This window comes from Thiohalorhabdus sp. Cl-TMA (genome assembly GCF_041821045.1).
Taxonomy (GTDB): Bacteria; Pseudomonadota; Gammaproteobacteria; order Thiohalorhabdales; family Thiohalorhabdaceae; genus Thiohalorhabdus; species Thiohalorhabdus methylotropha.
The window spans coordinates 1-10,168 of the sequence record NZ_JBGUAW010000021.1 but is presented as its reverse complement, the minus strand read 5'-3'; the positions used below and the strand labels follow the sequence as shown (position 1 = coordinate 10,168).

The following is a 10,168-nucleotide window of genomic DNA, read 5'->3' as shown; positions in this document are numbered from 1 at the left end:
TGGATGATCAGGTACTGCCGGACCCAGGTCATTACCGAGCTGAAGACCATGAACATGAACAGCGCCACGGCGATCACGGCCAGGGTGTTCAGCGCCTCATGAACGATGGCCTTGTCGATGATGACCTGGGTGAAAAGGGGGGTGGCGAGGCCCAGGACCTGGATGAACAGGGAGGCCAGCAGGACATCCCGCCAAATGGGCTTGTAGCGAAGCAGCTCGGGGATAAACCAGCGGAAGCCGAAGGGGGTCGCGGAGGTGTCCTCGTCATCAACGCCCCGCTCATCCTCCGCCGGGTGCAGCTTGACCACTTGGGATTGGAAGTAACGCCCGAAGTCCTCGGTGGAGAGGGTCTGTGGTTGTTCCTGGTCCGGGGTGAAGTAGGTCAGGCTTTCCGGGCCGACCTCTATGATGAGCGCCGGCCGAAGGGGGGAAGAAGCACTGCCCCCTTCTTCTGCGCCCTCTTCCTGGTGGGCTGTGGGCGGGGGTGCCTCGCTTTCCTGTCCGGCCTGGAAAAACGCGATGCAGGGGACATTCCGGTCCCCCGCTCCCTCCTTGCCCACCTGCTGGGATTCCGCTTCAACGCCGAAGGCACCCAGGGCCAGAATCAGCCCCGAGCGCTCATAAGGCGGCGGGAATCGCTCCAGGGCGAGGCCGGCATCGAACGGTATCCGATGCAGCTGGCATGCACTGGCAAGCGCCCAGAAGAAATCCTGGCTGGAAAGATTTTGTTCTGATTGCCCCATAGCCTGCATGAAGGGAGAGACAATTGGATTGCCTCTCCCTCCCCCCTTTTTGCAGAAGGGCATAAAAAACCAGAAGCAAACCCTCTAAGTCAACAGCATATTTTCGCTTTTTTTACCCCTTACCGCCGGACGAAAACCCTTGAAAAACTATTCATAGGATTCACATTGAAGTTATGCAAACCCCCTTCCCCGTTCTCTCACAACGAAACAAACCACGCACCCCTATTTCCATAGTCATAAAAGGGCTATCAGTAAAAATAGTCTTTAAAAGACTTCCAATTTAACCAATCAACGACCCAAAGAGCGTCCACCCACCCCCATTTCGAGCCCCACCTTTCCAGCAGGCCAGCGGGTCTTACCGGCCCCCCGAACCCGCAGCAGCCGCGCCCCTGTTCAGAGGCTCGGAGCGCTGGGACCCTGCCATCCCCGCCTCCGCCACCTGCGAGCCCTCCTCGAGCAGGTACTCCATGAAGGTCCGGGCGGCGATGGAGAGCTGTTTGCCGGTCGGATAGACCAGGTACCAGTGGCGCTCGATGGGGAACCCTTCCACATCGGGGAGCGCCACTTCCCCCCCGCCGCTACCCAGGGTGTGCTGCGACAACACCGAGATTCCCATGCCGGCGGCAACGCTCTGCTTGATCGCCTCGTTGCTGCCGAGCTCCATGCGGATCTTGAGCGATACCCCGTGCGTGTCGCACAGGCGCTCCACTGCGAGCCGCGTCCCGGACCCCGCTTCCCGGGCCAGGAACGGGTACTCCCCGAGCTCGGCCAGGGGCACGCGGCCCCGGCCCGCCAGGGGATGGCCTGGCGGTGCCAGCACCACCAGGGGGTTGCGCAGGAAGGAAACGGATTCCACGTCCACCTCCGCCGGCGGCTGGCCGAAGATGTAGAGGTCGTCCTGGTTGGTCTGAAGGCGTTCCAACACGCGCTCCCGGTTGGTCACCTCCAGCGAGGCCTCCACACCCGGGGAACGCTCGCAGAAGATGCCCAACAGGCGCGGCGCGAAGTACTTGGCGGTGGTCACCACCGCCAGGCGCAGTCGCCCCTGGGTGAGCCCCTTCATGTTGGCCACCGCCATCTCGAAGCGCTCCAGGGTCCCGAACATCTCCTGGCAGCTCTCGTACAGAGTGCGCCCGGCGTCCGTGAGATAGATACGCTTGCCCACCTGCTCGAAGAGCGGCATGCCCACGGCCTCGCTGAGCTTCTTGATCTGCATGGAAACCGTGGGCTGGGTCACATGCAGGGTCTGCGCGGCCCGCTTGAAGCTGCCCAGCCGAGCGATGGCCTCGAAGACCTCCAGCTGCCGCAGGCTCACGTGGCGGCGAAGGTTGACGGGCGGCTGGTTCATGGCTCGGGCCCCTTCGCGAATCGATAGACCCGCGTCTATTGAATCAGAAAAAAATCCCAACTGTTAGTGATGGGTCAGGTATTCCACTCTAATCCTGAGTGCCGCACTCGGAAAACAGGAAGAACCGTTTCGAGGGCGGCAAACAGGCTCCAATCAGTAGGAGGACCGGCGATGGCCAAGGAAAGCCAGATCAGCGACCCGAAGGAGCGGTATCAGTCGGGTGTGATCCCCTATAAGAAGATGGGGTATTGGGATTCCGACTACGAGCCCAAGGATACCGACGTCATCTGCTGCTTTCGGATAACGCCGCAGAAAGGCGTGGATGCCGATGAGGCGGCGGCCGCAGTGGCCGGCGAGTCCTCCACGGCCACCTGGACCGTGGTATGGACCGACCGCTTGACGGCCGCCGAGCTGTACCGGGCCAAGGCCTACCGGGTGGACCCGGTGCCGAATACCGGCGAGGGCACCGACCAGGAAGCCCAGTACTTCGCCTTCATCGCCTATGATCTCGACCTGTTCGAGGAAGGCTCCATCGCCAACCTCACCGCGTCGATCATCGGCAACGTCTTCGGCTTCAAGGCCTTGAAGGCCCTGCGGCTGGAGGATATGCGGATGCCGGTGTCCTATCTCAAGACCTTCCAAGGCCCGCCCACCGGCATCGTCGTGGAGCGCGAGCGCCTCGACAAGTTCGGCCGGCCCCTGCTCGGCGCCACCACCAAGCCCAAGCTCGGCCTCTCGGGCCGCAACTACGGCCGCGTGGTCTACGAGGCGCTCAAGGGCGGCCTGGACTTCGTGAAGGATGACGAGAACATCAACTCGCAGCCCTTCATGCACTGGCGCGACCGGTTCCTCTATTGCATGGAGGCGGTGAAACGCGCCGAGGCGGCCACCGGCGAGGTGAAGGGGCACTACCTCAACGTCACCGCGGCGACCATGGAGGATATGTACGAGCGCGCCGAGTTCGCCAAGGAGCTCGGGTCACCGATCATCATGATCGACCTGATCGTCGGCTACACGGCCATCCAGTCCATGGCCAAGTGGGCGCGCAAGAACAACATGATCCTCCACCTGCACCGCGCCGGGCACGGTACCTACACCCGCCAGAAGAACCACGGCGTGAGCTTCCGGGTAATCTCCAAGTGGATGCGCATGGCCGGCGTTGACCATATCCATGCCGGCACCGTGGTAGGCAAGCTGGAAGGCGATCCCAACATGATCGCCGGCTACTACAACACGCTAACCGACACCTACACCGAGCAGAACCTGCAGCAGGGCATCTTCTTCGACCAGGACTGGGCCTCGCTCAACCGCACCATGCCGGTGGCCTCCGGCGGCATCCACGCCGGGCAGATGCACCAGCTCCTGCACTATCTGGGCGAGGACGTGGTGCTGCAGTTCGGCGGCGGGACCATCGGCCATCCCATGGGCATCCAGGCCGGCGCCACGGCCAACCGGGTCGCCCTCGAAGCCATGGTGAAGGCCCGCAACGAGGGCAAGAACATCATGGAGGAGGGCCCGGACATCCTGAACAAGGAGGCCAAGTGGTGCCAGCCGCTCAAGCAGGCGCTGGATACCTGGAAGGACATCTCCTTCAACTACGAGTCCACGGATACGGCCGACTTCGTCCCCGAGACGTCGGTGAGCCGCTGAGGAGAGCACGCCATGACCATGACCAACCACGGCAGCCAGATCACCCAGGGCACGTTCTCCTTCCTGCACGATCTAACCGACGAGGAGATCAAGAGCCAGATCGAATACTGCCTGAGCCAGGGCTGGGCGGTGAACGTGGAGTTCACCGACGACCCCCACCCCCGCAACACCTACTGGGAGATGTGGGGCATGCCCATGTTCGACATGAAGGACCCGGCGGCGATCCTCTACGAGGTCAACGAGTGCCGCAAGGCTTTTCCCAAGCACTACATCCGGGTCACGGGCTTCGACTCGACCCGCGGCTGGGAGACGCCGCGCCTCTCCTTCATCGTCAACCGGCCGACGAAGGAGGAGCCGGGCTTCCGGCTGATCCGCACCGAGGACGAAGGGCGCACCATCCGCTACACGATCCAGCCCTACGTCACGCAGGAGAAGCCGGAGGGCGAGCGCTACAACTGAGGCGACGGCAAGGGGTCGGGCCCACGCCGGCCCCGTTCTACCCCGGAGCACCGGTGGAGGAGCTCACTTCAGCGGGCGAGCCCGAAACAGGCCCCGAAGCCCACTTCGACGATCGCCCGCTGAAGCGGGCTCCTACCGCGACCCGAACCGTTCCCGAAATCAAGGCTGACCCAGCACCGCCTGGAGGAGAATCTCCCATGATCCAGGAAGTGAACCCGGAAGACCTGCCGGAAAACCAGGAAGAAGCGGAGCAACAGCCCGCGCGGGTCCTCCCTGACGATACGCCCATCGATCTGGAGGAGGAGTTCCAGGCCTCCAACGTCCAGGAGGTGCTCGACAAGCTCGACAACGATCTGATCGGCCTGGCACCCATCAAGCAGCGCATCCGCGAGATCGCCGCGCTGCTGCTGGTGGACCGGGCGCGCAAGCAGATGCATCTCACCACCGAGACGCCCACCCTGCACATGTGCTTCACCGGCAATCCCGGCACGGGCAAGACCACCGTAGCCATGCGCATGGCCGAGATCCTGCACCGGCTGGAATACGTTCGCCAGGGCCACCTGGTGGCGGTGACGCGCGACGACCTCGTCGGCCAGTACATCGGCCATACCGCGCCCAAGACCAAGGAAGTGCTCAAGAAGGCCATGGGCGGGGTGCTGTTCATCGACGAGGCCTACTACCTGTACCGGCCGGAGAACGAGCGCGACTACGGGCAGGAGTCCATCGAGATCCTCCTGCAGGTCATGGAGGAAAACCGCGACGACCTGGTGGTGATTCTGGCCGGTTACGCCGACAAGATGGACAAGTTCTTCCAGAGCAACCCAGGGATGCGCTCGCGCATCGCCCACCACCTGGATTTCCCGGACTACCACCCCCATGAGCTCATGGAGATCGCCAGGATGATGCTGCGCGATCTCAACTACGATTTCAGCCCCGAGGCCGAGGAAGCGTTCCAGGAGTACATCGAGCGGCGCATGCAGATGCCGCATTTCGCCAACGCCCGCTCCATCCGCAATGCCATCGACCGTGCGCGGCTGCGCCAGGCCAACCGGCTGTTCGCCGGCGACAAGAACCTGACCAAGGCCGACCTGCGGCGGATCGAGGCGGCGGACATCCGGGCGAGCAGCGTTTTCAGGCAGGGCGTGCCCGACGAGGACAACGCCTTGAACGCCGAGCAGGTGGGGAACGGCTAACATCCAAGCCCGGTGGGGGCATGCCCGTGTCGGACCTACTGGACGGATTGACGCCGCTACGCGTATTGCCGAAGCGGATCGACGCGGACTGCTATAACCGCATCCGTGTCCGGCTGCTCCGCAGCCGCCGTCTGCCAATACGGGTCACCATCCCCGACCACCGGGGCCTGGAGATGATCCTTACCCACCGGGCCTGGCTGTGCCTGGACGCCTACCGGGACGACCTGCCGATCATTTCCTGGAGCGAGTTCGAGACCAAGGCGCGAACGGGCCTGGACGAGCCGGTCATGTGCCGGCTCTGCCTCTATCACATCCATGCGGGGATGATCATGGGGAGTGCGCTGGAGGCCTTGGCGGACTGCGAGTGGGAGCTTGTCCGACACTAGCCTTTCGGCTCCAATCTCCCAGGGGTACCCGAGGCGCCCGTCCCCGGTATAGGCCTTACACCGAGTACGAACCGGGGGGCCCGACCTCGTCGGTAATCCCGACATGCCCCGGATGAGAACGAATCCGCTCCAGCCAGGAATTCACGGCCGAGTACCCGCGCAGATCAAAGCCCCCCTCATGAGCAACGTGCGTATAGGCATAGAGCGCTATATCGGCGATTGTATAGCACGCGCCGACCAGGTACTCGCGCTCCCGGAGATGATCCTCCAGGATATTCAGCGCCTGGTAGCCCTGTTCCATTTTCCCCGGTAAAGCACCCCGATTCTGCTCGATTAATCCGGCATGATGCCAGTACCGCACAACGGCGATGGCGGGCTCATGGCTATACTGCTCGAAGAACATCCATTGCAGCGTCTGCGCGCGCTCCCACGCCTCCCCGGGCAGGAAGCGGGTTCCTTCGGCCAGGTACCATAAGATCGCATTGGACTCGGCAAGGCGATGGCCATCCGGCCATTCCACGAGCGGGACCCGATGGCTGGGATTCTTTTCGAGAAATTCGGGCGTCCGCGTCTCCCCCTTCAGAATATTCACGGGGATGCGCTCGAACGGCTCCCCCAACAGGCAAAGCAGTAGGCGAACCTTGTAGCAGTTTCCCGAATTCAAGTAGTCATACAGGCGCAGCATGGCGATACCCTGCTATCGCTATGGGAACCTCTTATTCCCCCCCAACGAAAAGCTCAAAAAAGGTTGCAAGCATCATTCTTTGATAAAAATCAAAGGAAAAAATATCAGCGCCGTCCTTACAGCACCACCACATCGAACTGCTCCTGGGTGTAACCGGCCTCGGAGCGCAGGGTGATGGATATGTCGATAAGGTATTGAAGGTGCGTAAAATAATATGCTGCCTACCGCTGCCTTCCAGCCTCCTTTAACCCCTCAGTGACAGGCGAGAGGATATACTCCAGAACGGTACGGGTCCCTAGCTTGATCTCGGCGGTAATGTGCATGCCGGCCCGGAGGTCCAACCGTTCCCTGCCATCGGTCATGTGCTGGCGGCTTAGGCTCAGCACGGTTGGATAGCGACTACCCTTCTGGCTTCCACCATTCTGCTGTTGGGCTGGGTTTTTACGCCTACTGCCCGCATCCGGACTGACATGGTCGACCTCGGCCTCGATGGTGCCATATCGCTGGAAATCAAACGCCGCGAGCTTGAGGCGGGCCCTCTGACCCGCGTGTACGAAGCCCACATCCCTGTTGGAGAGGAAGACCTCCGCCTTCAACGGCTGACCGCTCGGCACTAAACGCATGAGCACCGCTCCCGAGGGAACAACCGAGCCACGAGTGTGGGTGGCGAGCTGTTTAACCACTCCATCCTGCGGCGCCTCGATGCGCATCAAGTCGCGACGATGGCTGAGCTTGCGCTTACGCTGACGAAGGTCATCGATGCGGGCCGTCACCTTGACCCGCTGATCGAGTAGCCGCTTGCGCCGTTCGGACTCCAGGGAGGCCAACTTGCCCTGTACCGCCTCGATCTCGGCCTGCAGGGCCTCGCTCCGATGCTCCTGGGCGGCAAGCTGCTGCTGTGCCTTGATGCGTGCACGACGCTTGTCCAGGAGCTTGACGCGGGAGGTGTAACCCTTGGATTCCAGCTTGCTCAACGCTTGCTCGCCCGCACGCAGGATGGGCAAGGTCTGCTGGAGCTGCTTTCGGGTGGCCTTGGCCGAGGCTCGCTCCTTACGAGCACGCTCCAACCGGGCTCTGTGTCGAACCAGGGCATCCCGGTAAGACTGCTTGTGGCCCTGGTACTTGGCCTTGACCCGTTGGAATAGAACGGGGGGATCTTCCGGCCGCTTCTCTAGGGATCGGCCCTGGAGCTCCGCCCGGATCCGGCGCAGTTCCAGTCGAGCCTTGGCCAGCTTCCAGGTCACACGCTTCAGATCGGCATCAGCGAGCCGGGTATCCATAATCACCAACGGCTCGCCCTGGCTGACCCGATCCCCCTCCTCTACCAGAATCCGCTCAACTCGGCCCTTCTCGAAAGGCTGGACGATTTTGAGCCGACCCTCAGGCACCAGCTTGCCCTCCGCCTTAGCCACCACGTCCAGTTGGCCGATGGCAGCCCAGATCAGAGTACCCACAACCAGCGCCAGCAATACCCCAAGTATGAGTCGCGGCCGTGGCGAGGGAGGCCGGTGGACCACCTCCAGCAGCCGCGGATTGAACTCGGGGGCGGGCCGCTCGTCCCTGTCCTGGCTTTCCACGGTTGTCCCCCTTGTGTCAGCCGCTGCTGGTACCTTTCAGGCTCTGCGGCTCCTCCCCGAAACGCTCGTCAGCCAGGGTAGCCAGCACCGTACGCCGGGAGACCCCCTCCAAACTGCCCTTCACACCATAGCGGTGGACCAGCTCGCCGCCGAGAGCCTCCGTGTCACTGCCCTCCAAGTGGTTGGCTAGGGCGGAATCCATGACATCCCAACGCCGGCCCCTGCCGCCCTTGGCCTGGTCAAAGGCCTCGACAATCTTGGTGAAGTCGTAGCGGTTGAGCTTATCGCGAAGGCGAGTCTTGTCCGCGTTCGGGTCATAGCTGCCGGTAGCCTCTGTGACCATCTGCAGGGTTACTGAATCTGGCCGGCAGCTAGCACTGGCATACCAGTCCTCGAAGATCACCTCCTCACCCAGCCCCAGGGCCTTGCCCCAGGGCGCGGAGCGCGGCCCAGCCTTGTTAACCCGCTCGCCAATGTTAAGAATTAGGTCGTTCCGGTGGCGGGTTAGGCTCAGGTCCTCAAGGGCGATCCCGCCGCCCAGGGAGACTGTGAGCCGGTCGGTACCGGCGGCATCGACCCGATCACGACCGCCATCGCGATTGTGCAGCACCATGTTGGCGCCTCCGCCAGTCGATACCTCGTCGTTGCCGACGCCCCCGGCCAACAGATCATTACCGACGCCACCGACGAGGCTATCCCGGCCATAACCACCCTCCAGAGCGTCGTTACCGGCACCGCCCTCGGCAGAATCCCAACCGATTCCGGCCCGCAGCCAGTCGGTTCCTATGGCCCCATCCAGATGGTCCTTCCCATAACGGCCGGCCAGGACATTAGCCCCGTCATCACCAGCCAGACGATCACCGCGCCTCGAGCCGGCCAGCGATTCGATTCCGGTAAGGGAATCGCCCCGGGCGGTACCGCCCAAGGCGGTGTCTCCCGCCAGATCCACCGAGACGCCCACCCATGAGCCCCTGTAATCGGCGATGTCGTTGCCGGCGCCGCCGACCAGCTCATCGGCCCCCGCACGACCGGCCAAGCGGTCATCCCCGGCGCCTCCCGCAAGATAGTTCTCCCCCCAGTCGCCGTTCAGGGCGTCGGCATGGGCCGATCCCTGTGCCGCTTCGATAGAGGCGAGTACATCCGTCTCGCCATCTTTCCGAGCATAGCCCAGGGCCAGATCCACTCGGGTTCCGGATGCTGCCCCGGAGTAATCTGCAGTATCGGTTCCCCAACCGCCGAAGAGGAGGTCCTGTCCGGCGCCGGGAGCAAGGCGGTCATCGCCTCGACCACCGAGCAGTCGGTCATCGCCGGCCCGGCCCACCAGCGGATTGTCGCCAAGGTCTCCGGTCAGGGAATCCCCGTACGCCGAGCCAATCAAGCCCTCGATACCGCTCAGGGTGTCGCCGGCGGCTGTGCCACCAATGGCGGAACCGGTGGCAAGATTCACGGAAACCCTCGCACTTGAACGGCTATAGTCAGCCCGGTCTGTGCCAATCCCCCCCTCCAGGACATCGACCCCGGCACCTCCTATTAGCCGATCGTCGCCTGCCTTACCGATCAGTCGATCGTCGCCAGCCTTACCCCGGATACGGTCGTTTAGGACGGTGCCACGGATAACGTCATCGCCGACGGTGCCATAGAGGTCGAAGCCGCGCGCGAGCAGATCACGATACGTTAGCTCGGCACCACCACTGAAGCGAAAGGTATCAATGGGGAACTGGCCATAGGGGTCGTCGGGATCGAAGCCCTCGATATGCACCGATCCCTCGCCCGGGACCCGAATCTTGAGCGAGCCCAGCCCAAGAGTTATGTCGCCGGAAGAGATTCCGGAGCCGAACGCCAAGGTATTGCCGCTACCTGAGTCGACGATGGTGGCCGTACCGGAGCGATAGACGTAGCGATCCCGCCCGGCTCCACCCTCGAGCAGATCCCTGCCACCGGCGGCGATCAGGGTATCATCACCGGCCCCGCCCCTCTGGGTGTCGTCACCGGCGCCGCCGGCCAAGCGATCGGCACCGGCCCTGCCCTGTAGAAGGTCGCCGCCGCCATTTCCTAGGGCCTGTTAACGCTATTTGATATACTGTGCTAATGGAAATCACCCAAGCACAGTACGAACAGATTGAAGAC

The 10,168-nt window shown here is 62.9% G+C and carries 8 protein-coding genes and 2 pseudogenes; 4 read left to right on the top strand and 6 right to left on the bottom strand.

Annotated features, from left to right (window positions below):
• Positions 1–743 (bottom strand): annotated as a pseudogene (locus tag ACERLL_RS17515) (peptidase domain-containing ABC transporter); the annotation flags it as partial.
• Between the two features lie 355 nt (positions 744–1,098).
• Positions 1,099–2,091 carry a LysR family transcriptional regulator gene (locus tag ACERLL_RS17510; protein ID WP_373657389.1) on the bottom strand — a complete coding sequence of 331 codons (993 nt, stop codon included), beginning with the start codon at positions 2,089–2,091 and terminating at the stop codon, positions 1,099–1,101.
• A gap of 171 nt (positions 2,092–2,262) precedes the next feature.
• Between ACERLL_RS17510 and ACERLL_RS17505 the strand changes: the two genes are divergently transcribed.
• The 4 genes from ACERLL_RS17505 to ACERLL_RS17490 all read left to right on the top strand — a co-directional run bounded on the left by ACERLL_RS17505 (position 2,263) and on the right by ACERLL_RS17490 (position 5,779).
• Positions 2,263–3,741: a form I ribulose bisphosphate carboxylase large subunit gene (locus tag ACERLL_RS17505; RefSeq protein ID WP_373657388.1), complete on the top strand. Its 1,479-nt coding sequence runs from the start codon at positions 2,263–2,265 to the stop codon at positions 3,739–3,741.
• Positions 3,742–3,753: 12 nt separating this feature from the next.
• On the top strand, positions 3,754–4,200 hold the full coding sequence (locus ACERLL_RS17500; RefSeq protein WP_373657387.1) for a ribulose bisphosphate carboxylase small subunit: 447 nt from the start codon (positions 3,754–3,756) through the stop codon (positions 4,198–4,200).
• Positions 4,201–4,397: 197 nt separating this feature from the next.
• Positions 4,398–5,393, top strand: a complete 996-nt coding sequence (gene cbbX / locus ACERLL_RS17495) for a CbbX protein (protein WP_373657386.1) — start codon at positions 4,398–4,400, stop codon at positions 5,391–5,393.
• Positions 5,394–5,419: 26 nt separating this feature from the next.
• A complete protein-coding gene (locus ACERLL_RS17490) occupies positions 5,420–5,779 on the top strand; it encodes a hypothetical protein (RefSeq protein WP_373657385.1) in 360 nt (119 codons plus the stop codon).
• Between the two features lie 55 nt (positions 5,780–5,834).
• Here ACERLL_RS17490 and ACERLL_RS17485 read toward each other — a convergent pair whose 3' ends face one another.
• The 4 genes and pseudogenes from ACERLL_RS17485 to ACERLL_RS17470 all read right to left on the bottom strand — a co-directional run.
• Positions 5,835–6,464, bottom strand: a complete 630-nt coding sequence (locus tag ACERLL_RS17485; RefSeq protein ID WP_373657384.1) for a glutathione S-transferase family protein — start codon at positions 6,462–6,464, stop codon at positions 5,835–5,837.
• 221 nt (positions 6,465–6,685) lie between these two features.
• The gene (locus ACERLL_RS17480; protein WP_373657383.1) at positions 6,686–8,041 is read right to left on the bottom strand and encodes an HlyD family type I secretion periplasmic adaptor subunit; all 1,356 of its coding nucleotides are present in this window, start codon (positions 8,039–8,041) and stop codon (positions 6,686–6,688) included.
• 16 nt (positions 8,042–8,057) lie between these two features.
• A complete protein-coding gene (locus ACERLL_RS17475; RefSeq protein ID WP_373657390.1) occupies positions 8,058–9,800 on the bottom strand; it encodes a calcium-binding protein in 1,743 nt (580 codons plus the stop codon).
• 144 nt (positions 9,801–9,944) lie between these two features.
• Positions 9,945–10,082 (bottom strand): annotated as a pseudogene (locus ACERLL_RS17470) (calcium-binding protein); the annotation flags it as partial.
• Positions 10,083–10,168 lie beyond the last annotated feature (86 nt).

Bases quoted from the DNA above. Each gene is read 5' to 3' on its own strand.
- ACERLL_RS17485 (WP_373657384.1), bottom strand. From the start codon at position 6,464: ATGCTGCGCCTGTATGACTACTTGAATTCGGGAAACTGCTACAAGGTT.
- ACERLL_RS17500 (WP_373657387.1), top strand. From the start codon at position 3,754: ATGACCATGACCAACCACGGCAGCCAGATCACCCAGGGCACGTTCTCC.
- ACERLL_RS17510 (WP_373657389.1), bottom strand. From the start codon at position 2,091: ATGAACCAGCCGCCCGTCAACCTTCGCCGCCACGTGAGCCTGCGGCAG.
- cbbX (WP_373657386.1), top strand. From the start codon at position 4,398: ATGATCCAGGAAGTGAACCCGGAAGACCTGCCGGAAAACCAGGAAGAA.
- ACERLL_RS17505 (WP_373657388.1), top strand. From the start codon at position 2,263: ATGGCCAAGGAAAGCCAGATCAGCGACCCGAAGGAGCGGTATCAGTCG.